Origin of the sequence: Halobacillus sp. B23F22_1 (assembly GCF_043497005.1) — a bacterium.
Classification (GTDB): domain Bacteria; phylum Bacillota; class Bacilli; order Bacillales; family Halobacillaceae; genus Halobacillus_A.
On record NZ_JBIEKE010000001.1, the window covers coordinates 724,556 to 748,966 of the forward strand.

Sequence of the window (24,411 nt, forward strand, 5' to 3'; positions counted from 1 at the left end):
CTAAAATAGGGAGGTGATGATGTGGAAGTTTTCGAAATTTTGGGGTTTGTTTTTGGAACCATGGGGTTCACTTTCGGCATTATTGCTTTTACGACAGTGTTGAATAGTAATAATAATGTAAAAGAACTTGAAAAAAGAATCGATGATCTAGAGGATAAGTTGTGAAAAAAATCTCGAATTAACGGGTGCGTTAGTTGAAAATCTGCTGCAATATCTCGAAATCAAGTCTTCCTTTATTGGGGGCGATAGCTGCATAGTTGCTATCGCTTATCGTGCTAACGGAGCAGAATAATTCAATAAGCAAAATAAAAAACTAGAAATTGATTAGATATAGTTGGGTGTGAAATTATTGTATTGGTTACGTCTTATAGTTGTAATGTTAGTTGTGTACTTTATGTATTACTTAATAGGGTTACTCTTTGATACGGATATGTTTAATGCTATAACACTGCAAGAAAATGGATTTTCGGTTAGTTTTATTGGGATTATCCTATTAGTTGTTACATCATTTTTAATACTAAAATTTATCGATAAGTATAGGAAAAGAAACATTAAGTAATCTTCAACAAACGGGTACATTCGTAAAATGTTAATACATAAAAGAAAGAAGGAAACTAATTGGAATTATTGATTTTGGTACTACTATTTGCTGGTTTATTTGCAAAATATGACGCAATAAGAAAAGTCAACAATAATATTCTTGAGCAGACCGAGGAACTAAAAAAGAGACGTGAAGAACGGGTGCGTTAGTTCAAGATTAACTACAAAGTGTCTCGAATTCGAGTCTTCAAGAATCTGGGGCTTCAATAAAAGAGGTGGGAGATTAGAAATGAGGACGTTATTAGAACTTTTGCGTATGGCTAGGGGGTGTTTAGAAAGTGAAATGGTTAGTATTTCAAATCCTGACAGTGGGTGTTATAGGAATATTGATGGCAACTTTAGAATTGATTGCTGTTAACAGACTGGTAAGCTCTTCAACTGGTTGGACCCCCGTGAACAATGTTTACATCACATTTAGTATCGTAACAGCAGTTTTATCTTGCTTCTATTTAATTTTTTTGTTTGAGGCAAAAAAGAGAAACAATATTTTTGAACGATCCTTTTGGAGTTTGATGCCCAAAATCAGTATCTCAGTAGGTATTTTATCCGTAATTCTGTTCTTGGTGGGTGGAACTATTGGCCCCATTATGAGCTGGATTGAACAATGGAGGTCACTCCTTTATTTCTTCCTTATATATTTTCTCTTTTTAATATTCCTATTTATTTTTTCGATTGAGCACAAAAAACAAAGAAATAACAATCGTATTAACAAAAGCATACATACTTCCTTTATATGGACGGTAGTGTTGTTTTTTGGTATATTTTTTCTTTTTTAAAACAATTATTTGGATATTGTATTCTGAAATAAGAGGACATTACAATAATTAAGAGTTAATGATCATTTTTGCATAACACCTTATTAAACTAACTGGGGCAATGGCTTAACATGGTGATTATCTTTTCGTTCAGTAAAAGAGATAGAGGAAAATGGAAGGAGATCTTCATATGGAAATCATCGTAGGATATATTTTAGGATGTATAGTTCTACTATTATTTTTTATCACGATATTCAGAGGAATTTTAAGCAGACTAAAGAGCTCCAATAGCGAATTAACCGAAAGGGTGGCTAACTTAGAGGAACGCGTTAAAGAGTTAGAAAAGAACAATTAAGGATTGTTCTACGAAAAAAAACAGTGATATCGGCTTTAAAAAGTTAGGAGTAGTTATTATGCAGAAGTATATATTCTTATTCATTGCAATGATTTTGGTCTTAATCGGATGCAGTAATGACTCAACAAGTGGCTTTATTGAATACAAAAAAACAAAATTAAATGAAGCACTTAATGAGTTGTCTTTTAAACCTGAAATCCCTAGGATCCTTCCCTTTAACCCATCCAAAACACAAGTGGAAGTGGAAAGCATATCTGGAGAGAAACAAAACTTCTTATTTGTTACCTTTATAAGTCCAGATAAAGGTAAGACCACTTTTAGTGCTGCAAAGATGCAAAATGCATTTGATTTTACAGAAGAAAGTGTAAGGATAAACGATAACCTTGAGGGCAAATATGGTGAGAGAGAGGACGAAAATTCAAAGATATTAAAATGGGAAAAAGATAAGGTTTACTATGAATTAATTACATATGAAGATGGCGTTCCTAAAGAAGAATTAATCCAAGTTGCTGATAGTTTTTACTTAATCGAATGACTATATTTATTATACTGACTCATTGATATTGGATGCCATGATGGGTGATACTATCTCAATTTCGATTCTTATATTATCGGGGGATCTTGAACAATGCTTGGTTCCTTTTTCTATAGATAGATGAAAGTAATATGTCGATACCTGACCCCGTTCGGCTAACGTGGTAACGGATTGGGGGGTCAGGTACCGACATTAGCAGCGCTATGATAGTCATTGGGCAACTTAGTTATAATCGACACGATTTGGTTGAGAGGGCTTAGTCTTGACCGGGAGAAACAATGGAAATACAAGCTAGGATTCTGTGAAAGAATAGAAGAAACGCTGCAACCTAATGCAACGGCTGCAGCGTTTTATTAATATATTTATGTTAAAATTGTTTGTTCTCTCGACCTTTTATTTCCTTTGTAAATAAAATAAAGAGCAATAAGCATAAACAGGAGGGCAGCCGAACGTTTCCAGTCTAAAGGGATAACTAAACTATTAAACCAGCCGAAATGGTCAATCACAATACCAATGACAAGCTGCCCGATAATCACAGTAATATTGGTGGCAATGACTCCGATTCTAGGCACAGCCATAACAATAAAGAGTAAAAACAATGCACCTAAAAATACGGCACTTAATTGCCATTTAGGCACCTCGAAAATGGCAAGCAGATTCCCTTGTCCAAAAAATAGAATTAATAGAGCTAGAAACATTGAACCTGTTAAGAAGGTTAAAAATGTCGTTTCAAATGTCCCTGCTTTACGACTAAATGTACCATTAACAGCGGATTGTGCACTTAACGTCATACCCCCAAATAAAGTAAATAAAATCATTAATATACCCATTTCCATACCTCCTTAATTCACTAAGATCAGCGCTATAATCATAGAAATGACAGCAAATATTTTTTCTTTATTGATGCTAGACCTCGCGCTTCCCAGCCATCCGTAATGCTCGATAATCATACTCATGACTAACTGTCCAATAATGACAGCAACCATCGTTATTCCGACCCCGACAAATGGAACACTAATGACAATAGATGTTAAATACAGAACTCCTAAAACACCTCCGAGCAATGTCCATTTAGGAGCTTCTACTGTATAGGAAAGTCTCCCTTTTCCAAAGAAAATCCATAATATTCCGATGATAATAGAACCAACAAAAAAGTTATAAAAACTCGTTTCCAGTTCTCCAATCGTTTTTCCTAATTCGCCGTAGATCGCCCCTTCAAAGCTCAGGGCTGCCCCGGCTAATAACGCAAGTATATATGAGAAATAACGCATGAAATCTCTCCCCTCTGATATCTTTATTTTTATATATCTAGAAAAATCGATATAAAGACTTATAAAAAACAGAAATCACTTAACTTAGATTTCTGTCTTTACATATTCAGCTATTTGATGAATGTTTTCTTCATTTCTTCTGTAATACGTCCACTGACCATAACGAACCGATTCAAGCAGCCCAGCTTTCTGCATCATATTCAAGTAGTGAGAAACCGTAGATTGAGAAGTTTTAGCTTTTTCCTGAATATCCCCTACACATACTCCCCCTTCAGTACTAACCTCCTTTGGCAGGTGAGCGCCTTGTTTAGGGAAATGCTTCTCAGGCTCCTTCAACCATTTTAAAATGTTAAGTCGAGTTTCGTTTGATAACGCCTTAAATATATCGATTGGTTCCATGGTTCACATTATATATCGAGGTTTTCCGATATGTCAAACAGCAGAAACTAAGAGGATCTGCCATAGATTTAAATGAGGTAGAGTTACCCCCCCTGAACTTTAAAGTTGCTATATTCCTTTCTGGGAATGGGGGTCAGGTACCGACATATAATTTTAGTACAGGGTTGACATATCTTATTTTTGTTGCAACGGGAGGATATTGAACACCCTTAAAAGAAACATGTAAATAAACATAGAAATCGTGCATGATATGGAAAGAAGTATCACTTTGGTTAATTGGAAAGAATGTAGAATGTCATAGCTATAAAAAGCTGCAAAGCCTAGAAATATACCTGCAGTGGCTACTTTTATAAAGTCCTTTAGTTTGATTATAACTCCAATTGCTTTGTGTATAGACACAAAGTGAAGAGAAGTTCCTAACACCACACTTGCACTAAAGGCAAGACATACCCCAATTATCCCCATAGTACTTTGAGTAGCTAACATAAATATAACTCCTAATTTGAACAAGGATGCTATTAAGTCGTTTATAAATACAATATTTGCTTTTCCTAGTCCAATAAGGACAGATTGTAAAGGAATACGGAAATACTGCAAGAAATAAAAGGGAGCCATAATTTTAAGGAGAATGGCAGCTTCAGGTGAGTTATATATAACTGTAGTGAGTTCGTGGGAGAACATATACAAAATAACCGTACAAGGAACACCTACTATTAAAGCAATCCTGATAGCTTGTTGTATCCGTGTTTGTATTAGGCTCAACTGAAACTTTTCATTTGCTTCGCTAATTGCTGGTATAAGAGGGACAGCCAGGGAGTGTGTAATAAAACCTGGCAACATTAATAAGGGGAATACAAACCCCATAAGGATACCAAATTGTTTTGTTGCTAGTGCTGTTCCAACACCAGCTATGATTAAACAATTCGTAATAAGAAAAGGCTGAAACACTCCTATAATGGAGTGTAATAAGCCATTACCAGTTGTAGGCACTCCTGTTTGAAGGAGATCAAAAAGAATTTGTTTCCCTTTCCCGAAATGTTTATGAACGGATTGATAAAATATAATCTTTTTGCGCTTGTACCATTTAAAGACAGACAATAAATAAAGCAAAGATACTCCTTCACCTATAATCCCACATATGACCACGCCTGCCGCAGCCATTTCAACACCATAGGGTAATAACCATTTCACCAATAAAACAATGGAAGTTATTCTGACAATCTGCTCGATGATTTGCGATAAAGCTAAAGGAGTCATATTCTGTTTTCCGCGAAAATAACCCTTTATCACCGAAGAAACAGCTATAATTGGTATAATAGGGATTACCGCTAACATCGGGTACAATGCGCGTTCATCAGTTAAAAATATGGAAGCAAGATATTTTGCTCCTATAAGCGATCCGAGCATAATAAATACTCCAAGAAAACTTGTGGTACATAAAGAAACAATGAGTATTTTCTTAATTTTTTTGTAATCATTATTTACCTCAGCTTCTGCTACAAGTTTGGATATGGCAACCGGAAGACCCAATGTCGTTAGGGTAATCAAAAGACCTGTAATGGGCAGTGCCATCATAATAAGTCCCACACCTTCTGGGCCGATTAGTTTCGCCATAATTATACTGTTAGCAAAGCCAAGTATCTTTGTAATCAAAGCTGCAGTAGTGAGGATTATTGTTCCTTTCATTAAGCTTTGCTTTGTCAATCCCTCCACCTCTTATCTTGTCCATATGTCATTTATATGGAGGGGAAAGAGGATAAATTCTGTTGTTTTAAAAGAAGTTAAATTGAGGGGTGTATAGTTATTCATCTTGAATTCAAGTCTTCATGAATTGGGGGCAGATCTTGAACAATGTTTGGTTCCTTTTTCTATAAATGGATGAAAGTAATATGTAGATTATGTAGATACCTGACCCCCAGTCCGTTACCACGTTAGCAGAACGGGGATCAGGTATCGACATTTTTACCCACTTCACTCAGAATTGCTGCAGAGTGAACAAGAGCCCCATTAAATTCATTAGTCGGAGTAATCTTATAATTTAATTAATCGGAACTGTTGCCCATTGAACGGCACGAGTTAAAAGCGAAGCTTTTGATTCGTGTCTTTCTTATTTATTAGAAAGTTGGATGACTTTTGCTTTTGGTTCTTCTTATAGCTCATTTGATTTAACGGCTCTTCTACACAAAAGTTTCCCTGAAAGGCTATCCGCTTAAGGTTTTTAAACATTTGCTCGCTTTTAGTGGGGTTTCCCCTATGCCACCCTGAATTTACCAAGGGAATAATATTTCATTTGTGTTACAATTTTGTTACAAAACAAAGACAAATCTTAGATGATATATACATCTTAGAAAAATAGGGGGGAAAAGATGACCCATTTGGCAAAAAAAATTGGATTGATAATGGGAATTCTAGTATTAAGTCTAGGATTAATAGCCGTACCTGTGGAAGCTGCAGAAAACGAAGCAATTATTATTAATAAAAGTAATAACCAACTAGCTTTCTTTGAAAAGGGTAGACTTCAAAAGGTATTTCCTGTAGCCACTGGAAGTACAAAAAGTTTAACCCCGGAAGGAAAATTTTCTCTCGTAAATAAAGTGAAAAACAGGCCTTGGTATAAAGGAAATATTCCAGGCGGTGATCCCCGTAATCCCCTGGGAGCGAGGTGGCTTGGAATTGAAGTTCCGGGGGATTGGGGGCATACTTCCGGAAATACTTATGGCGTGCATGGAACAAACAAGCCTTCTTCAATTGGAACATTTGCCTCCAGTGGCTGTATTCGTATGTACAACCAAGATGTTATCTGGTTGTATGAGCGGGCTGATGAAAATATTCCCATCTATATTACAAGCTCTTCTTCCTCTTTCCCTGCATTAGCGGCAAATTATGGGGGTGTACAAGCACTATTTAGTGAAAATTTATATTATGGCAGTAAAGGGGAATCAGTAGAAATTCTACAGAGAATACTTCATATAACTGCGGATGGATTATTTGGACCTAAGACATTAAGCGCTGTAAAGAAGTTTCAAAAAACAAATCATTTAGTGGTTGATGGTATTGTAGGACCTAACACAAGGTCGGCCCTCTTTAATAAATAATAAAAAGTCATGTTGTTTTCAATACCTTTAAAATTCATAAATTCTTAAAAGTTAAGCATACATTTTGAATAAATAAACCTCAGGGTTACTCGCTCCCGGTAAATATCTGTTCAGTATAGAGAGGTTCTTTATCTCCATTATTATGAAGAAATGACAACCTGAGAAATTTAAAAATCAATGAAAAATGAAACCCTTTTGAAGTTGTACCGTAGTGTAAGTGAACATAATTCTAGAGGTGGTTGTATGCATTGGTTTTTAATACAGGCTAGTATTTTACTAGTCATTCTGGCTTTCTCTACTTTTGTAACATGGTATGAGGGAAGTGCTCTATTAGATAACCCGTGGGAATGGGAGTATTCGACTCTTTTTTCCCAAATGCTCTCGGGAGAAGTACGAAGTGATGAGCACATCTCTCAGTTGGATTACTTTGTATACGCTGCGAAATTCCACCCCGTATTCCCAACGGTAATGGTGATCAGTAGTATATATTTAATTTTATTAATCGGTTATCGCTTGTTAAAGGATTATTCTAAATGGCTCATGTTATACCTCGCTTCTTGCGGCTGTGCCTTACTCACCATTAGTTTCTTCCTGATGAACGCGGCTACAAGGGGCGGAGAAATCTTAACGATTACTTTTATGGGAAGCGGCCTTCTCGTTTTATGTTTTGCATTACTTATGTATTTTACTAGATTTCATAAAATCCGCCTCGGAAATAGGTAAGCAGGACTAATTCTTTTTCACTTTTAAATGGAGAATGTGCTGAGGTCCTTTAGGTCCATTGTAGATTTGATTTTTATCTACAAAACCAGTTTTTAAATATAAGTTTCTTGCTGGCACATTTCTTTCGTTAACCCCTAGCACAATTTCATCGACATCTTGAAGAGCCTCTTTAACGAAGGCAGGAAGAAGCTTTAACCCTTGTGTGGCTATTCCTTTTCCTTGAATCAATTGAAAAAGATGTTAAGACTCTAGCATTTGGATTACTGCTGTACTTTTTAACTTTTTCACCGTTTTCCAAGGAAAAATAACCAGACGGCTTGTTCATACTCATGATGAGCACGTGGATGGTGGAGCTGTTCACTTCGGGACTAGTGATTTTTTCTAAAGGCAAGCTGGTGAATTCGAGCTGGCTTTCGGGTAGATAAAAGTTGGATAACTGGCTTCTGTACTTCTCACTGTACTCTCTTAAATGAACTGTAGAAAGAAGAGCATCCGGCTTCAAAACGATCATCTCCAATATATGTAATATAGAGTGAAGTATATAGTAATTATAATAGGGGGGTAATTACAGTGATCCTAACGTCAAGAGATTACGCTGTTCGTAATCTGCATTACACGATAAGGTCTGCTGAGTTGAGAGATGCTAGAGCACTGTCGGAAGTGAGGTTACAAATTGATGGTGAAACTGAAAATATGGATAGAGTGCATGGAGAAGCGTACATAAACGAGGAAAACTTTAAAGAAATTATTCAAAAGGACTCAGACATGCTAAACCATCTATTTTTAGTAGCTGAAGTGAATGGGGGGATTGCTGGATTCTCTAGATGCGAAGGAAATGAATTACAGCGAAGTTCGCATAAGGTGGAATTTGGTGTGGGTGTGTTAATGGACTTTTGGGGATACGGGATAGGAAAGAACTTACTTAAAGAATCGATTAGCTGGGCGGATTCTAATCATATAATTAAAATGACATTAAATGTCCTCGAAACAAATGAGAAAGCTATCAATATCTATAAAGACAACGGATTTAAAGTAGAGGGAATTTTACAAAAAGACAAAATGTTATCTGATGGGAAGTACTACAATACTTTACTGATGGGGAGATTACGTTAGAAAAAGATCAGCTAAGGGTCTGGTACAGAGGCTGTTATGTTTAGATATATGATATCAAAGAAGGGAGCAAGAACATATGAAAGGTGCATTATCTTCTGAATGGCGTCTTAGTTGGTATGCTTTAATGATGTTTATTGGGGGGACGATTGCAAGTCTCATATTTAAGCTTGGTCCGTTTTCTATATTAGGGTCACTGACGGGGGCTTTATTGATCGTGATCGGCAACGTAATTTACGTGATTTATAAGAAAAAGAACAGCACAAAAAATGAGGAGCATACCACTGGATGAACACCACGCCAGCAGAGGAAAAGAGACTGAAGAACTTTGGTAACAAAGAGTTTTTATTTGGGGATTTAAAGGTGTTAATGGATGATTATGGTATAATAGGGATAGATACTCAGTCGTATTTTGGTAAAGGATAGGGTGGTTGGAGTTGTCCCCTGAGGGGGTGATTCCATGACAACCTTCGAGGCTTTAACGCTTATGATTTCTTTTTCTTCATTGATCATAACGTTAATCGCTGTCGTTGTCGCTATTTTTAGCACAAAAAAATAGCCCCCCTGTTCGGCAAAATGGGTAAGGGCTATTTTTTCTCTACAGAATAGATAACGCCAATCCCCTATCAGAAGAGTGGGTATCTATCTGACCACAGTTCGCGCTGTGGTCATTTCTTTATTATATGGTTTGTTACTTATATCATACCACATTTTCTCAGAAATAAACACACGAGCTGCCCCATGGTATGGCAGCGAATCCATTGGATTGGGGTGATTCACATGATGAAGAGAAAGGTACTGAATACCCTCAGAATAGTTTTGTCTGTAATTGGTGCAGCCTTAGCTTGTTATGTTTTAGTGTTTCAACGATACGAATTAATGGCTTATTTGTTATTGATTGTAGGGATTTCAACATTGACCTCAGGATGGATTGAAGTCCAGAAAAACCAGAAAGGGTTTAGGGGATACCTGTGCATCATTACGGCTCTGTTTGCCTTTTTTGTGTCTATAGAATGGTTCTTCGTAAACTAGAGAAGAAAATTATATATGGCCGTGTCAGCAGTTTCAGATTAGCACCTTAATAATTATCTGAGGACTTTTTCTTCTTCCGATGAGCAAATTCGATAGACAATACCTCTAATAAGAACCAGGTGACTAATGCAACAAGCAGGTAATCTTGTAATCTTGTAAAAAGGGTAACTAATAAAAAGAGAACGAAAACAATGATAAGTTCGATATATTTCTTTTTTCTTTTACTCAAGGCTGCTTTTCCTCCTCCCATTTCCGATCGTATGTAGGAATATATGTCTATACCCGAAAACCTCTATTTTCAAAATAATAGGAGAACGGTAAAATTATGATCGAAGAGTTGAGCTTCCCTTTTGAAAGGAAGATAAAGATGAGAAAGCTACTTGAAAAAGTGATTTACTATGACCCTCGTGTTCTTTATCGTGTTATGGAACATGGTGGGGGAACTATGGGAGATATTTGTACCGATTAATTATAAAACAAACCTCTTGGCCATCATTTTTGTCATCCCCGTAATGGTTGCCGTATCGCTCATTCTTTCTGGTTTAACCTTGAAATTTATTAGAGATTCTTAAGTCATAATTTTTACAAGGAGCGGCGTTTCATGAAACATATCTACGTGTTCGAAACTAAAACAGAATATGAACAACACGAAGCCGTCATCGAAGACTTCAAAGATCAACTCACCGACTATCAAAAATACTTAGAACAAAACTTTGCGCTTAATGATCTGCCTAAAGCATTCGTGTGGACATCAAAGGAGGCAGCGACGAGCGTATTTTCCGAGCTTCCCATTCCCGCTTTTACGAATAAAGATAGTATTTACTTTTCTCCTGAAGTTTCAGCGTGGAAGGAGCTGTTCCTTGATCAGCTGGAGGACAAAAGGAACGCTAGAATTGAAGCGTATTATCACAACCTGCCGCTCAACCAATTACTTACCATCGCGGGTCATGAGTTAACGCATCACATTGATTTATTTGTTGATGAGTTTGATGAAGAGCGGGAGGCCAGCATCTGGTTTGAAGAGGGGATGTGTGCTTACTTAGCGAGAAAATATATGCTGAGTGAGTCTGAGTTTCAAGAGATCGCACAGGTGGAGTCGCAATTGGTCGACATGTTTAACGACAGGTACGGCGATCATCCCCTGGATGAGTTCGGCCATGCCAGTTATCAAGGCAGCTTGACGAGCATAATGTTCGATTATTGGCGGAGCTTCCTCGCTGTAAGAGATTTAGTCGAAGGTCAGTTTGGGAACGATATTCACCAGGTATTTAAGACCTATCATGCGTGGCACCATGAAGGAAGAAAGGTCCCGTTGACCTTATTTTTTAACATGGACGGAAGGTGATTTTTTTGAGAAAAGTCGAAGTTGAACCTTATCAGGAAAAATGGCCGACGATGTTTTTAGAAGAAGCGAAAAAGCTGCGTGAGGTATTCCCGACTGAAATACTTGAAATCCACCACATTGGCAGCACTTCTGTGCCGGGGCTCCATGCGAAACCGATTCTTGACCTCATGCCCGTCGTCAAAGACATTTCCAACGTAGATCAATTTAATGAACAAATGAAGCAGCTGGGCTACACGCCTAAGGGGGAGAATGGCAACCCGCAGCGCAGATATTTTGAAAAAGGCGGCGATCAACGCTCGCATCATGTTCATTTTTACGAAGAAGGCAGCTGTGAGATCAAGCGGCATTTGGCATTTCGGGATTACCTCAGAACACATCCCGATGAAAGACAGCAGTATGGAGAATTAAAACAGGAGCTGGCCCGGCAGTTCCCTTATGATATAGCGTCGTACATCAAGGGAAAAGAAGAGCTGGTGAGGAAAATTGAGAGGAAAGCGCTCGTTTGGTTTGAGAGAGGATAAGAGTGTTTTCTTTGGGAAATCGGAATAGACGAGGTGGTGCTTCTATGACTTATGACTGGAACAATGCCCCTTCCAACCTAAAGAATTTCGTTTGGCGTCTTGTAAAAGAAACAACATACATCCTTGATCAGCCCCTCGGATTTTACCTGCACGGCTCACTGTCAATGGGCGGATTCAACCCCCACAGCAGCGATCTCGATCTACTCGTCATCACCCAGTATCCAATAACGAAGGAAGCAAAAATAAAGCTCACCGAACTTTTTTTGAAAAACTCTAACGATCCTTACCCCATCGAAATCAGCTTTTTATTTCGAGAACAATTACGTAAAAATGCTCATCCTTTTCCGTTTGAATTTCATTACAGCGAGCATTGGCGAGCTGCTTTATCAAGAGACCCCTCCATATTCATACATAAAAAAATAAAAAGAGATCCTGATCTAGCCGCACATATTTACGTCATCAATCAGCGGGGTATCTGCCTTACAGGACCACCAATTACTGAGGTGTTTCCTGAGATTCCTCCAGCCGACTACCTCTCTTCCATTATGGGTGATTATGAAGAATGCCTTGAAAATATAGAGGAAGATCCCATTTATTGTACGTTAAATATGCTGCGATTTTTGTTATATGTAAAAAAGGGGGCTGTCGTATCAAAGGAAGAAGCGGGGGAATGGGGAGTTACTGCATTCCCTGCTGAAATAAGCAGAACCATTGAGAAAGCGTTAGACATTTATCGAAGTGACCAAGCCCTTTATTCTTTTGATAGGAATGAACTCCTTTTGTTCAAACATTCAATTAATCATGCCGTAAAGGAGCTGGGGGCGTGACAAGGCGATTGATTTAATAAAAGACTGTTGAAAAAGAGCTTATGTTTTTCTGAGGGCTTTACGATATGTGAGTTGATGAAGGGGGAGGATCCCCTTCATCCTTACATCGTGCTCGTATCAATAACAAAACGATACTTCACATCAGAAGCTAATACACGCTTATAAGCTTCATCAATTTCATCAGCTGAGATAACCTCAATTTTCGGTACGGTATTATGCTCCGCACAGAAATCTAACATTTCCTGCGTCTCACGAATGCCGCCGATCATTGAACCGGCAAATGAGCGGCGCTGCGGAATAAGAGAGAACGCATGGATCGACAATGGCTCTGCCGGCGCCCCGACATTCACTAACGTACCGTCCAGCGTTAACAGAGAGAGGTAAGCATTCATATCGATCTGCGCACTTACCGTGTTAATGATCAAATCAAAGGAGCCGGCGAGCTTTGTAAATGTCTCGGGATCCGTCGTGGCGTAATAGCCTTCTGCCCCAAATTGTAAGCCATCTTCCTCTTTATTCAACGTTCGTGAAAGAACACTCACTTCTGCACCCATGGCGTGGGCAATCTGAACCGCCATATGGCCAAGTCCGCCCATGCCGACAACCGCCACTTTCTTCCCTGGCCCCGCATTCCAATGGTTGAGCGGAGAGAAGGTCGTAATCCCTGCGCAAAGTAATGGGGCAGCAACGTCAAGTTCAATGTTATCAGGAATTCTTAACACAAAATCTTCTGTTACGACGATATGAGTAGAATACCCGCCTTGAGTTGGTTCGCCATATTTGTCTACACCCGCATAGGTAGGCACATTTCCTTTAAGGCAGTATTGTTCTTCCCCTTTACGACAGTTCTCACATTCGCCGCACGAGTCGACCATACATCCGACGCCTACCCGGTCGCCGACCTTATACTTCGTAACTTCAGAACCTACGTCCGTTACAATTCCAGCAATCTCGTGTCCAGGAACGAGAGGATAATCTACCTCACCCCAGTCTCCGTGTGCTGTATGGATGTCGGAATGGCAGATTCCCGCATATTTAATTTCAATCAATACATCATGTAAATCCAGATCGCGTCGTTCAATTTCAGCTGCTCGAAAGGGTTGGTCTGAACCGTCAACAGCTCTAGCTTTAGCAGTTACCATTTAATAACCTCCATTAAAAATTAAAGTTTTAAAGAGAAAAATCTATTCTTTTTTCCCTTACAAAACCATGTTAATCCTTAGAGTTAACTCTAGGTCAAGCGATGACATTCTATTTCTTTAAAAGAAGATTTCAGGACTTTGACTTTCAGCAGACGCCGTGCTAAGATCCGTTCATAACTCTAGAGCTGACTCGAGGTCTAACTAGTGAAAAGGGGAGATAAAGAATGAAGACATATTCGATCAGTGAAGTGGGGAAAGAATTGAATCTAACCGTATATACGCTGCGTTATTACGACAAAGAGGGACTTCTGCCTTTTGTGGAACGGACAGAGAACGGAAGACGAATGTTTAAAGAAACCGACATCGAAGCTTTAAAAGTCATTGAATGTCTGAAATCGACTGGAATGCCGATTAAAGAGATTAAAAGTTTTATCGACTGGTGCGGCGATGGAGATGACACACTGCAGCAAAGATATAACATGTTTATGGAACGTAAGGCGACGGTGGAAGCCCAGCTTGCAGAATTAAATAAGACGATGGAACTGATCAATCATAAATGCTGGTACTACGAGACTGCGTTGGAAGCGGGCACGGAAGATATTCATAAAGAAGATAAAATAGAGGTTTCCCCATAAGGGTACCTGGTACCCGGTGCTGAGCTTCCCTTCGATTTGACTTAGAGCTAACTCTAAGTGATACGGTAATAAAAATGACGCAGAAAGGGAGCATCTAGCTATGAGTAAAGATATTTTTGAAAGAGACCGTGCCGGGGAGGTCGTCTCACTGAGTGATCCCGAGTTTAATAAAATGGGAGAAGCGATTGAGCGGGCGCAGCGGCTGATTGCTGAATTAAATACGGGGTATCACCCCACGGACGAAGTAAGAGATTTGTTCAGTCAGTTAATCGGAGAGAAAGTAGACGAAACCTTTGAAATGCTGCCTCCGTTTTACACAGACTTTGGGCAGAATATCCGTGTAGGAAAAGAGGTCTTTATCAATCAAGGCTGCACGTTCATGGATCGGGGAGGTATCTCAATTGAAGATCACGTGTTAATTGCGCCAAAAGCCAATCTTGTGACGACAAATCATCCCATCTCTCCTTCGCAAAGGCGGGCAACGGTGTCCCATCCCATTGTGATTAAAAAGAGAGCGTGGATTGGTATCGCGGCTACAATTATGCCTGGAGTGACAGTGGGGGAGAACTCGATTGTATCGGCAGGGGCCGTCGTGACGAAGGATGTTCCTGATAACGTGATTGTAGCTGGTGTTCCGGCGGAAGTAATCAAAACGATTGAAGAATAGATAAGAAGGGTTACGTCGAGCAGCTTTTACAAACATTGCAGCTTGAATACTCTTTGGTTAAAGACTGCAATAATATACTATAACGAAAACCAAGACAGATGTAAGATGACTGGAGAACACGTAGAAAGGAGTTCCTCCATGAATTTTACATCTTTCTTATTGTATTGCTTTGTCATTACTTTCACACCCGGACCTACGAATATTGTCATCTTATCCACGACGCACAATTTAGGGACAAAAAAAGCCATGAATTATACGTATGGCGCCACGATAGCGTTCGGGCTGCAGCTTGCACTGTCGGCTTTGCTGAATGCGGCTCTGCTGGCGATCATCCCTCGAATTCTCATTGTGATGCAGATTCTTGGCAGCGCCTATATGCTCTATCTGGCTTATCAAATCTACAGGATGGATGCCTCAAAATCGTCCATCCAGCAGACGGGGACCTTTATGTCCGGCTTCCTCATGCAATTTTTAAATCCAAAGGTGATCGTTTTTACAATGACGGTTCTTCCCAGCTTTATTTTGCCGCACTATATTTCAGCATCTGCGGTAACCGTAAGTGTTATAATAATTACCATCATTGGATTCATGGCATTTACGACATGGGTGCTGTTTGGTACGGTTTTCAAAAGCATGTTAAGCAAGTACAATAAAGCGGCAAATGTGCTTATGGCACTGTTTTTAGCTTATTCAGCGGTCATGCTGTGGATGTAGGGGAGAGGTGACTGAATTGGAGAATTTTACTTATAAAAAATCGGCAGATATTACCGCGTTATCCGCGAGTATTCATGAATTTTCTTATAAAAAGCATGCTCACGAGGAGTATGCCATCGGGGTCACTCTCCGCGGCATTCAGCATTACCATCTTGATGGCAGCTTGCAGTTGTCCTATCCGCAGGGCGTCATGCTATTTAATCCGGAGCAGGCGCATGACGGGATGGCCCATGATGAGACCGGCCTAGATTACGTGATGTTATATATTAAGCCGGAGATGCTGTTGGAGGCACTTGGCTCAAAAGACATCGTCCGTTTTCCTGCACCGGTGGTTTATGACCAACGGCTGGAACAGAGGATTGTACATCTTGCGCAGGCAATATTAGGAGAAAAAGAGGAAGCATTGTACAGCGAACTGTTTTTATCTCTTACAGATACTCTTACACAGACAAATTTTACGACAGCCCACGCGAGTGAAAGCTCACGCATAAGCAAAGCCAAAGAAATTATTCACGCCAGCTTGGAAAGAGGGCTGAAACTGGAGGAAATCTCTCAAGAACTCGGCTTGTCAAAATACCAGTTCATTAGATTATTCAAGGCACACGCAGGAATTTCCCCGTATCAATACTACCTTAATGGAAAAATTGAAAGGGCGAAGCAGATGATTGAGAAAAGCGGGGATATTTATTCAGCCGTAGCTGATTGCGGGTTTGTCGATTTAACGCATTTAAATAAACATTTTAAGAGCGTATATGGTACCACAGCCTTTGAATATAAGTCATATGTCCATGGAGGACACATCGAACATGTTTAGAAAGGGGATATAACAATGGCTTTGCAGGCGGGAGATACCATCACATTTGAACGAACATTTACAGAAGAAGACGTAGAACGATTTACGAAAGTTTCAGGCGATGCAGGCACACACCATATGACGCCGGATGAACAGGGGAGACTCGTCGTCCAGGGGCTGTTAACGGCAACGCTTCCGACAAAAGTCGGGGGAGACCATAACGTCCTCGCGCGTCAAGCGAATTTTGAATTTTTGCGTCCCGTGTTTACGACTGACACGATCATTTGTAACGTAAAAATTGAAAAATTTGAAAAACAACGAGACGAACGGACAGCGATCGAGGCTTCTTTTTCTTGTGAAAATCAGAAGGGGAAAGCAGTGCTGCAGGGGAGTTTTGCAGGTGTCATTCTCTAAGAGATGAAACAAAAGGGACGAATGGACAGTAAGAGTCGATTCGTCCCTGATTAATCACTAGATGACTACTTTCGTTTCACATTCCGGCCATAATCCGGAACAGCGATTTTATCAAAATCGCGGACGAGCTTTTCTAATCCTTGCGCAAGCTCTTTTCCAATTAGCGGCTGTCCGTGGCCGGTGATGGCTGTGGCTGGTTTTAAGGCTTCAAGCTTCTCGACAGAGGCTCTTGCAGAATCCCAGTCTGTGGTCAAATATCTCGGCGGTCCGCTCACTTCTTTTTTCTGGGTGACGACCTTATATAGTGATTCTTGTTTGACGGTGACAAAAGCATCCCCGGCGATCAGCGTTCGATCGTGCTCACGGAACAATGAGATGTGTCCAGGTGTATGTCCCGGCGTATGAACCCACTGCCAGTCCGGCAGATGAGGCACGTTTCCGTCAGCAGGAAGCGGCTCAACGTTACTTCCTAAATCAATCGGTTCATTTGGAAATTTAGGAGACATTTTAGCGACAAGACCGCCTTCAACAGATCCATCGGGCTCAGGATAGCTTTCCTTTCCGGTTAAATACGGAAGTTCTGCTTCATGAGCGTAGACCGGCACCTTCCATTTATCCACTAAATCAACGAGAGACCCGACGTGGTCAAAATGACCGTGAGTCAATATAATCGCACGCGGCCGCGCCCCGTGGCCGAATTCTCTTTCAATCGCTTCTACTATACGTTCAGCGGATTCAGGCATGCCCGCATCCACTAATACCCAATCATCAGGGGTCCCGATACAGCACAGGTTTACAATCTGGTTGGTATAATAATAAACACCCGGCACCACTTCCTGCCCTGCTCCAGTAGATAATGAGAACATCGGCATAAATTTGTGATCCATTGTATCCTTCATTCCGTCATGATTGCGTTTATCCATAGCTGTTCACCCTTTCGTATGAATTTTGTACGCAGCATTATCGGTTTTTTTGGTATCCGATCGCTTCTACATATCTTTTCCCGCTGTGTCATTGTTAAAAACGTATCCCGTGGAAAACGTGTTCACGCGATTTCCTCTTACAGCCTCGTCTCGTAGTATCCGCTGGTCGTATAATTTCATGCAATATTTAGGGAGAATTCCTCAACTTGAAGAGAAACTTTAAAGATGTAAAATTCTTTGCGTTATAGAGTGTAAAGGGTTTGAGGAAACGACTGAGACCACTGAAAAAGTCCTGTCTATTCTTAATAAGCCTCACGAAGCGCTTTTCGGTGGATGCTTGCCGCGGGCACGGCCTCAGCTAACTTGGTCAAGAAGAGCACTTGACCAAGTGGATCTTCGGCTCGCGCTGTTCCCGCAGGCGTCATCCCCGAACGCTTATCGTGGCATTAACAGAGAACTATTTATACGTTGTCTGGCTAAAAACGATATAAGATTGAAATGAGGAACAATAAACGGAAGCATACAAGGCACGATTTTTACAACTAATGTGAAACGAATCGTTAAACTTATGAAGCGCCGCTTTTTACATTCTACCTTTCATTGACTTTTAGTTTTTCAGAGACTTCAACAGCTCCCTTTCCATGGGCAAATGGTAGGCCTCTTCGGGCTGCACCATATTCCCATTTCTTGCAGGAGAGTCTCGCGGTTTCCTCAAACCCTTTTTCGAAATAGATCACTGGTAAAATCATTTATTCAAGCTGTGCCCTTATGAAAACCGCGTTTGTAAAAGAGTATTCACATAACGAAGGTTTCAAGATTCTATTTTGGTCAAAGTAACGGAAGCGCTTTTTCCAGTTACTTTCTCTCTACTTATATAAAGTACATCTTAGCTTTTTCGACAGCATAAGGGAGAATTCCTTTTTAATAAATTTGTATAGAAATGAACTATTGTCACAAAATACAACTGGCATGAAATATGATCATGCCCTGCACTAAACATATCGAACACGAAGGGGAAATCTCATGAAAAACAACCAGAAAAATACGAACCAGCAGTTGAACAAGCTTCAGCAGGAAAGCAAGCAGCTAGCCCAGCAGGAACAGCAAAACGCTGAACAGCTTCAGCAGCAACAAGGCAGCCCAAATGCTCAGCAAATGGCTCAAAAAGAAGCACAAGCTGCTCAGAAACTGCAAAATCTCGCACAAGACGCTCAAAATGCCCAAGCCCCAAATGCTCAAAACGCACAAAACGCACAAAACGCTCAAAACATGCAAGCTCAGAACAACGCCAACCAGCAATCTGCGTTTGGTACTGAATTTGCATCTGAAACTGATGCTCAAGAGGTTAAACGCCAAAATCAACAATCTCAAAGAAACAAAAAGTAAGCCATTTTGTAACTAAAACACGTGATCGTGATAAGAGGCCGCCGCCTCAATGAAAAGATACTCATCTCCATAAGAAGAGACCAGCCACATATACGGCCGTCTCTTCTTTTTTTACATAAATACGGAGATCAAGTATAGTAATTTACAATAGGTAAGCATATAGGAGGGAATACATAATGAACGAACAACTACCGTTTCAACAAGTAGACGTGTTTACATCCACACCATTCCAGGGCAATCCAGTAGCCGTGGTGCTGGATGGGAATAACCTCTCATCAAAAGAAATGCAGGCGATTGCGCATTGGACGAATTTATCTGAAACCACTTTTGTATGCGAACCAACGGATCCACAAGCCGACTATAAACTGCGCATTTTCACCCCTAACAATGAACTGCCGTTTGCCGGGCACCCGACGTTAGGCTCCGCTTACGCTGTACAAAAACACGGACTGAGTCCTAAGACAGAGGGGCGTCTCGTACAGGAAAGCGGAATTGGATTAGTGACCATTATTCCTGATGGTGATCAAATGTTTATGACACTGCCACAATCGAAGCAAACCTCCATCGATCCAGAAAAATTAATGCAACTTACCACTGCATTAGGTGTAGATCCGAACCGTGTAAAAGCAGCACTCACCATCGACCTCGGAGCCGTCTGGATGACGCTGCAGCTTGATGATGCAGACGTGGTGCGTAGTCTGCGTCCTGACATGGAGAAGCTTACGGTTTTAACACCAGAAGGAGTAACTGGAGTGACTGTATTTGGCAGCACAACGGAAAATGAAGACGCTGCATTTGAAGTCCGCTCTTTTGCACCTGGTGAAGGCGTGCCAGAAGACCCGGTATGCGGAAGCGGGAATGGCTGCGTAGCAACAATGGTTAAACAGTTACAGCTTACAGATGGAGCGGGCTACGTAGCGAGTCAGGGTTATTGCATTGGGCGAAATGGCCGGGTGGAAGTCCGCTTTAAAGACGACGGAAGCATCCTGCTTGGAGGGCATGCAGTAACGTGTGTAGAAGGTCAATTGAATGTATAAAAGTTCTTAACAGTACTGGTGAATTCAATTTTGAATGAGAGATGTAATGGTGCGGTGCATGGTAAACTTTATGAAGAGCTAGAAGCATAAACTATGATAAAATATAGGTAGTAAACTGAACTTTAACTTGATTTATTTATGATGGAGTGAACTTATGGAGCATAAGCTTTTATATCATATTACCGACTATCGAAACCTTAACTCAATCCTTCAAAATGGAGCATTAGAGGCATATTCACGAGTTGCTTCTAAAAAATTCATTATGCTGATATTGCTCACGGAAATATTCAAGATATTCGTTCGACAACAACAGTGCAAGCGCCACCTAATGGTATGCTTCATGATTATGTTCCTTTTTACTTTGCACCCAAATCACCTATGCTGTATGCCATAAAAAATGGTCGTGTGGAGAGTTATGATGGAAAACAGGATGATATTATTTATTTTGTAACGAGGACTGATATCATACAAAAGTATAATAAACCATTTGTCTTTACAGATGGCCATGCGGTTCTTGCTTTGACAGAATTCTTTACGGACCTAGAAGACTTAGATAAAGTGGATTGGAATGTGATGTCGAGTAAATATTGGTTTGATAATGAAGAAAACCCGGATCGCAAACGTCGAAGACAAGCGGAGTTTCTAGTCCATCAACAAGTAGAATTAGATCTATTCCTTGGAATAGGTGTATATAATCAACGAATGAAAGATATAGTGAGTGATATACTATCAGCTCATTCTAACGATATGAGTGTATTGGTAAGACCGCAGTTTTTCTACTAGGAGGTGAGAAACGTGATTAGGTTTAAAAATGGTAATTTATTAGAGGATTCATCAGAAGCCCTTATTAATACAGTGAATACGGTCGGTGTTATGGGGAAAGGCATTGCTTTACAATTTAAACAGGCATACCCCGAAGTGTTTCATGAGTATAAGAAAGCCTGCAATAACGGTGAAGTGCAGGTGGGGAAGATGCATGTCGTACCTACAAATAAATTAGTCGGCCCTAAATATGTTATAAACTTCCCTACGAAGCAGCATTGGAAAGAAAAATCCAAAATGAATTATATAACAGAGGGATTAAGGGATCTTAAACATGTCATTGAAGAATTGGATATTCAATCGATTGCTCTTCCGCCATTAGGCTGTGGAAATGGTGGTTTAAATTGGGATGATATAAAACCACTTATAGAGGAAACGTTTACGAACAGCTCATTTGAAGTTCATGTTTATGAACCAGCTGGCAGTCCCAGGCCCGAAAGAATGAAAATTGGTACAAAACGACCAAGAATGACAGAAGCAAGAGCTCTTCTGTTGGCTTCCCTTCATAATTACTTGAAACCTGGTTATCGTCTTACTTTGTTAGAAATCCAGAAAATCGCTTATTTCTTACAAGAGGCTGGAGAACCACTTAAACTTAACTTTCAGAAGAATAAATTTGGTCCGTATGCAGAAAACCTCAACTTTGTATTACAGAGACTTGAAGGCCATTTTATCCGCGGATATGGAGATCGAAACAGAGACTCAGAAATTACTCTCATCAATTCTGCAGGAGCAAAAGCTCATAAATATTTGGAACAAAAAGAAGAGAACCATAAACGTCTTGAAATTGTGAGTAATATTATTAAAGGTTTTGAAAACCCTTATGGCATGGAGTTGTTAGCTACCGTCCACTGGATTCAAAAGAATGCAGGACCATCCACTGATGAAGAACTGATTACAGAAGTTCTAAATTGGAACGAGCGTAAGGAGAGGCTGTTTCCTCCAAAGCATATCATCAAGGCTTCTGATCATTTATCAAGAGTTTTGTATCAATACCATTAGTTGTACAACGAGGCCGGGACATAACTAAAGCAGGGATGGCAAAAAACGAACGATCAAGCAACTCTATTGCAGCGAAGAAGCATAAAGGTACCAGGTACCGAAAAGCTGTAAAAGAGCGAAGTGCCAAGTGAAAATTTCGGTACCTGGTACCCGGTGCGCAAGAGAAAGCTGAGGCCGTGCCCACGGAAAGCGGAGTGTTTTGACGGAGCGATGGTGTGGAGTCTCATTAACATAAATAATCCGAACTGATTTCTCCAGAATCGTTCGGATTATTTTATGTTTTATTTAGTTATGGCCCAAACTCGTTTCATTTTGTGAAGCTTTTAAACCTTGAGATGCTCATCTTTTCGGGTAGACTCGTTGGCATCTAATAGAAGTGAAGGTAGAGGGAAATCCGTGAGGTTTGCTGACCAACAATACTAATAAACTCTAAGAATGTAAGGATTTTACATAGAAGAGAAAGTCTAGTATATTTAGACAGGTAAAAAAGAAACAACTAGTTAGATCGAGCAACCAGGGGGAGTAATATGAAGAAAACATCAGTAATTTTACTGGGGACATTAGTACTAAGCGCCTGCTCAAGCGACAACGACAGCGACCAAGAAAAAGAGACTCAATATAACGAAATAAATGGCACAACCTATGAGTTTGAAGAGTACGGAGATGGGGGATGGGCTCACCCTAATTCGTATCAACTCACGGTGGATGATTCCTTTGAACTGCGGTCGGACTATGAAGTTGAAACCTATGACGAGCAGATGTTTTTTTGGCATAAGCCTTCAGCTGACGATTATACATTTGAGCTGGAAACCACACAGGAAATCCTTGAAGAGCAAGTGCCGATCATGGAAATGAAACCTGTAAATAAAAATCAATATGTATTTAATCAAGAGTATGCTAATGACGCTGAAGTGCTGATGGGTGAAATATCTGATGAAGAAAAAGAAGAGGTTGAAGAGAAAGTCAAGAAGATTGTAAATGACGGGTCAGGAGACTATCTAGAAGACATGAAAGAAAGTATTGTGGAAGAGCAGCAAGGAGAAACCACGACGTATACGGCAGAAGACGAATATGATATTAAGCCATTTACATACATGATTGAAAGTGAGTCCGAAAATGGAGCTCTGCATTATAATTTGATTGGGGAAGCGGAAGATGATTACATAAGAGCTTCGATTTCAGTACCTGGTGAAGAAGAGGAAGAGCAGCTTGAAACATTGCTTAATTCTCTACATACCTTAACGTATAACGAAGATGAATTTAAGGATGATGCTGTGTTAGAGGAACCAGACCGATTATCCTATGAACCAGAAAAGAACCTTCAGGGATCTTACCCTGAGGGCGGGTATTCATTTAAGATTCCGGAAGCAGCAACTTTTAGGTACTCTTTCCCTGTGTATCATACGTATCGATATACATTTGACACGCTTTATAAAGAAAGCATAGAAAAGGAACACTTTTCGTTACATAGTTCCGAATTAGTGGTGCGGGCGGCACAGGAGCAAAATGCGAGAAATCGGGAAGACGAGCTTCGTCATAGAAAACTTGAAGATTTCGTACCTTTTCAACACGATTATGCCCGTTCCGTCACTTATCTTCATGATGAAGATTTTGATACAGGGATTTTCACCACGGGGGTACGTGTGAAATTTGACGGGTACGAGGAATATTGGTTTTTAAAAGAAGCAGATGGTCAAGTGTACGAGGTCACGTTTGATCTGGCATTTGAAGCAGAAGAGTACGATGAACTGCTCGATAGTTATTTAAAGGTGGTTCGATCCTTTGAGTTGATAGACGCAGAAGGTGAATGATGGAGGGAGGCTGGTTTCTTTGAAGAAAAAAGTGATCCTTTTTATAATCGCCGCTGTCCTGGCAATTGTGGCACTGGCCATGATTTTTCAATCTCATGAAAGTGCAGGTAATCCTACCGCAAAAGAGATATTAAGCGAGAACCCCGATGCCGACATCCTTAAGCTCGATGGATTGATCTATTCTAATGCTTCCGACAGAGAGTGGATCGAAGAAGATAATTACACAAAAAACGAACCCATTGGAGAAGTAAAAAAACAAACAACGAACACGTGGTGGTATCAAAACTTGTATGCATCGAAGCTGCCAAAAGGAACAAAGATTTACTCAGTCAATGACAAAGAGTACTCAAAAGGAGATGCCCCTGCCTTCAGTATGGTTGAGAAAGATCATAAAGAAGTCATCTACCAGTCCTTAGTTGAAGGATAATTCAATGAATACAGGTAAACTCTGAGCTGAGGTAGAGGGGGGGAAACCTGTTAGTTCAGTCAACCCCAAG

General features: G+C 40.2%; 32 protein-coding genes. 24 read left to right on the forward strand and 8 right to left on the reverse strand.

The window, feature by feature from the left end; genetic code table 11:
* Positions 1-21 precede the first annotated feature (21 nt).
* The 3 genes from ACGTNH_RS03645 to ACGTNH_RS03655 all read left to right on the forward strand — a co-directional run bounded on the left by ACGTNH_RS03645 (position 22) and on the right by ACGTNH_RS03655 (position 2,245).
* Positions 22-165, forward strand: coding sequence for a hypothetical protein (locus ACGTNH_RS03645; RefSeq protein ID WP_394585045.1), 144 nt, complete (start codon positions 22-24; stop codon positions 163-165).
* Between the two features lie 713 nt (positions 166-878).
* Positions 879-1,376, forward strand: a complete 498-nt coding sequence (locus tag ACGTNH_RS03650; protein ID WP_394585046.1) for a hypothetical protein — start codon at positions 879-881, stop codon at positions 1,374-1,376.
* Between the two features lie 392 nt (positions 1,377-1,768).
* Positions 1,769-2,245, forward strand: coding sequence for a DUF4367 domain-containing protein (locus ACGTNH_RS03655; protein WP_394585047.1), 477 nt, complete (start codon positions 1,769-1,771; stop codon positions 2,243-2,245).
* A 362-nt stretch (positions 2,246-2,607) separates the two neighbouring features.
* Here ACGTNH_RS03655 and ACGTNH_RS03660 read toward each other — a convergent pair whose 3' ends face one another.
* The 4 genes from ACGTNH_RS03660 to spoVB form a co-directional block, all read right to left on the reverse strand.
* Positions 2,608-3,075 carry a DMT family transporter gene (locus ACGTNH_RS03660; protein WP_394585048.1) on the reverse strand — a complete coding sequence of 156 codons (468 nt, stop codon included), beginning with the start codon at positions 3,073-3,075 and terminating at the stop codon, positions 2,608-2,610.
* A gap of 12 nt (positions 3,076-3,087) precedes the next feature.
* Entirely contained in the window at positions 3,088-3,516 is a 429-nt protein-coding gene (locus ACGTNH_RS03665; protein WP_394585049.1) for a DMT family transporter, read from the reverse strand.
* A gap of 84 nt (positions 3,517-3,600) precedes the next feature.
* Positions 3,601-3,915: an ArsR/SmtB family transcription factor gene (locus ACGTNH_RS03670; protein WP_394585050.1), complete on the reverse strand. Its 315-nt coding sequence runs from the start codon at positions 3,913-3,915 to the stop codon at positions 3,601-3,603.
* A 174-nt stretch (positions 3,916-4,089) separates the two neighbouring features.
* Entirely contained in the window at positions 4,090-5,619 is a 1,530-nt protein-coding gene (gene spoVB / locus ACGTNH_RS03675) for a stage V sporulation protein B (RefSeq protein WP_394585051.1), read from the reverse strand.
* A 662-nt stretch (positions 5,620-6,281) separates the two neighbouring features.
* Between spoVB and ACGTNH_RS03680 the strand changes: the two genes are divergently transcribed.
* Both ACGTNH_RS03680 and ACGTNH_RS03685 read left to right on the forward strand, forming a co-directional pair.
* Positions 6,282-7,010: a L,D-transpeptidase family protein gene (locus ACGTNH_RS03680; protein WP_394585052.1), complete on the forward strand. Its 729-nt coding sequence runs from the start codon at positions 6,282-6,284 to the stop codon at positions 7,008-7,010.
* Between the two features lie 243 nt (positions 7,011-7,253).
* Positions 7,254-7,733: a YjdJ family protein gene (locus tag ACGTNH_RS03685; RefSeq protein WP_394585054.1), complete on the forward strand. Its 480-nt coding sequence runs from the start codon at positions 7,254-7,256 to the stop codon at positions 7,731-7,733.
* A 6-nt stretch (positions 7,734-7,739) separates the two neighbouring features.
* On the opposite strand, the gene ACGTNH_RS03690 is transcribed toward ACGTNH_RS03685, so the two are convergent.
* Positions 7,740-7,961, reverse strand: a complete 222-nt coding sequence (locus ACGTNH_RS03690) for a GNAT family N-acetyltransferase (protein ID WP_394585055.1) — start codon at positions 7,959-7,961, stop codon at positions 7,740-7,742.
* A gap of 342 nt (positions 7,962-8,303) precedes the next feature.
* Here ACGTNH_RS03690 and ACGTNH_RS03695 point away from each other — a divergent pair, with 342 nt between their 5' ends.
* The 5 genes from ACGTNH_RS03695 (at position 8,304) to ACGTNH_RS03715 (ending at position 9,875) form a co-directional block, all read left to right on the forward strand.
* A complete protein-coding gene (locus ACGTNH_RS03695) occupies positions 8,304-8,846 on the forward strand; it encodes a GNAT family N-acetyltransferase (RefSeq protein WP_394585056.1) in 543 nt (180 codons plus the stop codon).
* Positions 8,847-8,922: 76 nt separating this feature from the next.
* Positions 8,923-9,135 carry a hypothetical protein gene (locus ACGTNH_RS03700; protein ID WP_394585058.1) on the forward strand — a complete coding sequence of 71 codons (213 nt, stop codon included), beginning with the start codon at positions 8,923-8,925 and terminating at the stop codon, positions 9,133-9,135.
* Positions 9,132-9,269 carry a hypothetical protein gene (locus ACGTNH_RS03705; RefSeq protein ID WP_394585059.1) on the forward strand — a complete coding sequence of 46 codons (138 nt, stop codon included), beginning with the start codon at positions 9,132-9,134 and terminating at the stop codon, positions 9,267-9,269. Before ACGTNH_RS03700 ends, ACGTNH_RS03705 begins: the two co-directional genes overlap by 4 nt.
* A gap of 34 nt (positions 9,270-9,303) precedes the next feature.
* On the forward strand, positions 9,304-9,402 hold the full coding sequence (locus ACGTNH_RS03710; RefSeq protein ID WP_394585060.1) for a putative holin-like toxin: 99 nt from the start codon (positions 9,304-9,306) through the stop codon (positions 9,400-9,402).
* Between the two features lie 221 nt (positions 9,403-9,623).
* Positions 9,624-9,875, forward strand: a complete 252-nt coding sequence (locus ACGTNH_RS03715) for a DUF3953 domain-containing protein (RefSeq protein WP_394585061.1) — start codon at positions 9,624-9,626, stop codon at positions 9,873-9,875.
* Positions 9,876-9,921: 46 nt separating this feature from the next.
* Here the strand turns inward: ACGTNH_RS03715 and ACGTNH_RS03720 are convergent, their stop codons facing one another.
* Complete coding sequence (locus tag ACGTNH_RS03720; protein WP_394585062.1) at positions 9,922-10,104, reverse strand: hypothetical protein; 183 nt, start codon at positions 10,102-10,104, stop codon at positions 9,922-9,924.
* A gap of 372 nt (positions 10,105-10,476) precedes the next feature.
* Between ACGTNH_RS03720 and ACGTNH_RS03725 the strand changes: the two genes are divergently transcribed.
* The 3 genes from ACGTNH_RS03725 to ACGTNH_RS03735 are packed head-to-tail and all read left to right on the forward strand — an operon-like array spanning position 10,477 to position 12,568.
* Positions 10,477-11,220, forward strand: a complete 744-nt coding sequence (locus tag ACGTNH_RS03725) for a hypothetical protein (RefSeq protein ID WP_394585063.1) — start codon at positions 10,477-10,479, stop codon at positions 11,218-11,220.
* A 5-nt stretch (positions 11,221-11,225) separates the two neighbouring features.
* Entirely contained in the window at positions 11,226-11,741 is a 516-nt protein-coding gene (locus tag ACGTNH_RS03730) for a GrpB family protein (protein ID WP_394585064.1), read from the forward strand.
* Positions 11,742-11,785: 44 nt separating this feature from the next.
* Positions 11,786-12,568, forward strand: coding sequence for an aminoglycoside adenylyltransferase domain-containing protein (locus ACGTNH_RS03735; RefSeq protein ID WP_394585066.1), 783 nt, complete (start codon positions 11,786-11,788; stop codon positions 12,566-12,568).
* Positions 12,569-12,669: 101 nt separating this feature from the next.
* Here the strand turns inward: ACGTNH_RS03735 and ACGTNH_RS03740 are convergent, their stop codons facing one another.
* The gene (locus ACGTNH_RS03740) at positions 12,670-13,710 is read right to left on the reverse strand and encodes an NAD(P)-dependent alcohol dehydrogenase (protein WP_394585067.1); all 1,041 of its coding nucleotides are present in this window, start codon (positions 13,708-13,710) and stop codon (positions 12,670-12,672) included.
* A gap of 224 nt (positions 13,711-13,934) precedes the next feature.
* On the opposite strand from ACGTNH_RS03740, the gene ACGTNH_RS03745 reads away from it, so the two are divergent.
* The 5 genes from ACGTNH_RS03745 to ACGTNH_RS03765 all read left to right on the forward strand — a co-directional run bounded on the left by ACGTNH_RS03745 (position 13,935) and on the right by ACGTNH_RS03765 (position 16,933).
* Entirely contained in the window at positions 13,935-14,345 is a 411-nt protein-coding gene (locus tag ACGTNH_RS03745) for a MerR family transcriptional regulator (protein ID WP_394585068.1), read from the forward strand.
* A 100-nt stretch (positions 14,346-14,445) separates the two neighbouring features.
* The gene (locus ACGTNH_RS03750) at positions 14,446-15,012 is read left to right on the forward strand and encodes a sugar O-acetyltransferase (protein WP_394585069.1); all 567 of its coding nucleotides are present in this window, start codon (positions 14,446-14,448) and stop codon (positions 15,010-15,012) included.
* Positions 15,013-15,150: 138 nt separating this feature from the next.
* Complete coding sequence (locus tag ACGTNH_RS03755; RefSeq protein ID WP_394585070.1) at positions 15,151-15,726, forward strand: LysE family translocator; 576 nt, start codon at positions 15,151-15,153, stop codon at positions 15,724-15,726.
* Positions 15,727-15,742: 16 nt separating this feature from the next.
* The gene (locus ACGTNH_RS03760; protein WP_394585072.1) at positions 15,743-16,540 is read left to right on the forward strand and encodes an AraC family transcriptional regulator; all 798 of its coding nucleotides are present in this window, start codon (positions 15,743-15,745) and stop codon (positions 16,538-16,540) included.
* 15 nt (positions 16,541-16,555) lie between these two features.
* Complete coding sequence (locus ACGTNH_RS03765; protein WP_394585073.1) at positions 16,556-16,933, forward strand: hotdog family protein; 378 nt, start codon at positions 16,556-16,558, stop codon at positions 16,931-16,933.
* A gap of 65 nt (positions 16,934-16,998) precedes the next feature.
* On the opposite strand, the gene ACGTNH_RS03770 is transcribed toward ACGTNH_RS03765, so the two are convergent.
* Positions 16,999-17,856, reverse strand: coding sequence for an MBL fold metallo-hydrolase (locus ACGTNH_RS03770; RefSeq protein WP_394585074.1), 858 nt, complete (start codon positions 17,854-17,856; stop codon positions 16,999-17,001).
* Between the two features lie 1,023 nt (positions 17,857-18,879).
* Here ACGTNH_RS03770 and ACGTNH_RS03775 point away from each other — a divergent pair.
* The 6 genes from ACGTNH_RS03775 to ACGTNH_RS03800 all read left to right on the forward strand — a co-directional run bounded on the left by ACGTNH_RS03775 (position 18,880) and on the right by ACGTNH_RS03800 (position 24,341).
* Positions 18,880-19,242: a gamma-type small acid-soluble spore protein gene (locus tag ACGTNH_RS03775; protein ID WP_394585075.1), complete on the forward strand. Its 363-nt coding sequence runs from the start codon at positions 18,880-18,882 to the stop codon at positions 19,240-19,242.
* Positions 19,243-19,418: 176 nt separating this feature from the next.
* Complete coding sequence (locus ACGTNH_RS03780) at positions 19,419-20,279, forward strand: PhzF family phenazine biosynthesis protein (protein ID WP_394585076.1); 861 nt, start codon at positions 19,419-19,421, stop codon at positions 20,277-20,279.
* A 312-nt stretch (positions 20,280-20,591) separates the two neighbouring features.
* The gene (gene darT / locus ACGTNH_RS03785) at positions 20,592-21,062 is read left to right on the forward strand and encodes a type II toxin-antitoxin system toxin DNA ADP-ribosyl transferase DarT (protein ID WP_394585077.1); all 471 of its coding nucleotides are present in this window, start codon (positions 20,592-20,594) and stop codon (positions 21,060-21,062) included.
* A gap of 12 nt (positions 21,063-21,074) precedes the next feature.
* Complete coding sequence (darG, locus tag ACGTNH_RS03790; RefSeq protein ID WP_394585078.1) at positions 21,075-22,103, forward strand: type II toxin-antitoxin system antitoxin DNA ADP-ribosyl glycohydrolase DarG; 1,029 nt, start codon at positions 21,075-21,077, stop codon at positions 22,101-22,103.
* 527 nt (positions 22,104-22,630) lie between these two features.
* The gene (locus ACGTNH_RS03795) at positions 22,631-23,914 is read left to right on the forward strand and encodes a hypothetical protein (RefSeq protein WP_394585079.1); all 1,284 of its coding nucleotides are present in this window, start codon (positions 22,631-22,633) and stop codon (positions 23,912-23,914) included.
* A gap of 19 nt (positions 23,915-23,933) precedes the next feature.
* Positions 23,934-24,341: a hypothetical protein gene (locus ACGTNH_RS03800; RefSeq protein WP_394585080.1), complete on the forward strand. Its 408-nt coding sequence runs from the start codon at positions 23,934-23,936 to the stop codon at positions 24,339-24,341.
* Positions 24,342-24,411 lie beyond the last annotated feature (70 nt).

Excerpts from the sequence above, each read along its gene's own strand:
- ACGTNH_RS03655 (WP_394585047.1), top strand. The coding sequence starts at position 1,769 with ATGCAGAAGTATATATTCTTATTCATTGCAATGATTTTGGTCTTAATC.
- ACGTNH_RS03660 (WP_394585048.1), bottom strand. The coding sequence starts at position 3,075 with ATGGGTATATTAATGATTTTATTTACTTTATTTGGGGGTATGACGTTA.
- ACGTNH_RS03665 (WP_394585049.1), bottom strand. The coding sequence starts at position 3,516 with ATGCGTTATTTCTCATATATACTTGCGTTATTAGCCGGGGCAGCCCTG.
- ACGTNH_RS03670 (WP_394585050.1), bottom strand. The coding sequence starts at position 3,915 with ATGGAACCAATCGATATATTTAAGGCGTTATCAAACGAAACTCGACTT.
- ACGTNH_RS03680 (WP_394585052.1), top strand. The coding sequence starts at position 6,282 with ATGACCCATTTGGCAAAAAAAATTGGATTGATAATGGGAATTCTAGTA.
- ACGTNH_RS03685 (WP_394585054.1), top strand. The coding sequence starts at position 7,254 with ATGCATTGGTTTTTAATACAGGCTAGTATTTTACTAGTCATTCTGGCT.
- ACGTNH_RS03700 (WP_394585058.1), top strand. The coding sequence starts at position 8,923 with ATGAAAGGTGCATTATCTTCTGAATGGCGTCTTAGTTGGTATGCTTTA.
- ACGTNH_RS03705 (WP_394585059.1), top strand. The coding sequence starts at position 9,132 with ATGAACACCACGCCAGCAGAGGAAAAGAGACTGAAGAACTTTGGTAAC.
- ACGTNH_RS03710 (WP_394585060.1), top strand. The coding sequence starts at position 9,304 with ATGACAACCTTCGAGGCTTTAACGCTTATGATTTCTTTTTCTTCATTG.
- ACGTNH_RS03715 (WP_394585061.1), top strand. The coding sequence starts at position 9,624 with ATGATGAAGAGAAAGGTACTGAATACCCTCAGAATAGTTTTGTCTGTA.
- ACGTNH_RS03725 (WP_394585063.1), top strand. The coding sequence starts at position 10,477 with ATGAAACATATCTACGTGTTCGAAACTAAAACAGAATATGAACAACAC.
- ACGTNH_RS03735 (WP_394585066.1), top strand. The coding sequence starts at position 11,786 with ATGACTTATGACTGGAACAATGCCCCTTCCAACCTAAAGAATTTCGTT.
- ACGTNH_RS03740 (WP_394585067.1), bottom strand. The coding sequence starts at position 13,710 with ATGGTAACTGCTAAAGCTAGAGCTGTTGACGGTTCAGACCAACCCTTT.
- ACGTNH_RS03745 (WP_394585068.1), top strand. The coding sequence starts at position 13,935 with ATGAAGACATATTCGATCAGTGAAGTGGGGAAAGAATTGAATCTAACC.
- ACGTNH_RS03750 (WP_394585069.1), top strand. The coding sequence starts at position 14,446 with ATGAGTAAAGATATTTTTGAAAGAGACCGTGCCGGGGAGGTCGTCTCA.
- ACGTNH_RS03755 (WP_394585070.1), top strand. The coding sequence starts at position 15,151 with ATGAATTTTACATCTTTCTTATTGTATTGCTTTGTCATTACTTTCACA.
- ACGTNH_RS03765 (WP_394585073.1), top strand. The coding sequence starts at position 16,556 with ATGGCTTTGCAGGCGGGAGATACCATCACATTTGAACGAACATTTACA.
- ACGTNH_RS03770 (WP_394585074.1), bottom strand. The coding sequence starts at position 17,856 with ATGGATAAACGCAATCATGACGGAATGAAGGATACAATGGATCACAAA.
- ACGTNH_RS03775 (WP_394585075.1), top strand. The coding sequence starts at position 18,880 with ATGAAAAACAACCAGAAAAATACGAACCAGCAGTTGAACAAGCTTCAG.
- ACGTNH_RS03780 (WP_394585076.1), top strand. The coding sequence starts at position 19,419 with ATGAACGAACAACTACCGTTTCAACAAGTAGACGTGTTTACATCCACA.
- ACGTNH_RS03795 (WP_394585079.1), top strand. The coding sequence starts at position 22,631 with ATGAAGAAAACATCAGTAATTTTACTGGGGACATTAGTACTAAGCGCC.